This is a genomic window from Salinicola sp., from assembly GCF_982684285.1.
Genome location: NZ_CEXLVS010000546.1, coordinates 1 through 1,011, shown reverse-complemented (window position 1 = coordinate 1,011; position 1,011 = coordinate 1). Strand labels below are relative to the sequence as shown.

At 41.6% G+C, this 1,011-nt stretch carries 1 pseudogene; it reads left to right on the top strand.

Annotated features, from left to right (window positions below):
* Positions 1–1,011 (top strand): annotated as a pseudogene (locus AC3AYF_RS21840) (elongation factor G); the annotation flags it as partial.

Genomic DNA, 1,011 nt, shown 5'->3' with positions numbered 1-1,011 from the left:
TAGAGAGGAAATACTTGAAGCTGCCGCGGAAGCTAATGAAACATTAATGGATAAATATCTGGAAGACGGCGTTCTTACAGAAGACGAAATAAAATTAGGCGTTCGCCTACAAACTATATCTAATAAGATTGTGCCAACATTTTGTGGTTCTGCCTTTAAAAATAAAGGTGTGCAAGCAATGTTGGATGGTGTTTTAGATTATATGCCTTCCCCCTCAGATGTGCCTGCTATAAAAGGCATACTTGATGATAAAGATGGATCAGAAGGCTCGCGACTACCGGATGATGACCAGCCTTTCGCATCGCTTGCATTCAAAATCGCAACCGATCCCTTTGTAGGTACATTAACATTCTTCCGTGTTTATTCTGGTGTTTTAAAATCAGGTGATGCTGTTTATAACCCAATTAAGGGTAAAAAAGAACGTATTGGTCGAATTGTTCAAATGCACAGTAATAATCGCGAAGAGATTACTGAAGTTCGGGCGGGTGATATTGCTGCAGCCATTGGTTTAAAAGATACAACGACAGGCGACACACTTTGTTCTATTGATGATGTTATTACATTAGAACGAATGGAATTTCCTGAGCCGGTTATTTCGGTTGCAATTGAACCGCGAACGCAAGCAGATCAAGAAAAAATGAGTATAGCGCTAGGCAAGCTAGCAAAAGAAGATCCCTCATTTCATGTGTCAACAGATGAAGAATCGGCACAGACTATTATTGCGGGAATGGGCTAGCTACATTTAGATATTATTGTCGATCGCTTGAAGAGAGAATTTAGCGTAGGCGCAAATGTGGGTGCACCACAAGTCGCTTACCGTGAAACCATTGGTAAAACAGTTGAAGCTGAAGGTAAGTTTGTGCGCCAAAGTGGCGGCAAGGGTCAGTATGGTCATGTTTGGTTGCGACTCGAACCGCAAAAAGCGGGCGCAGGTTATACCTTTGAAAATGCCATTGTAGGCGGATCTGTACCAAGAGAATTCATTACATCTGTAGATAAAGGTATACAAGA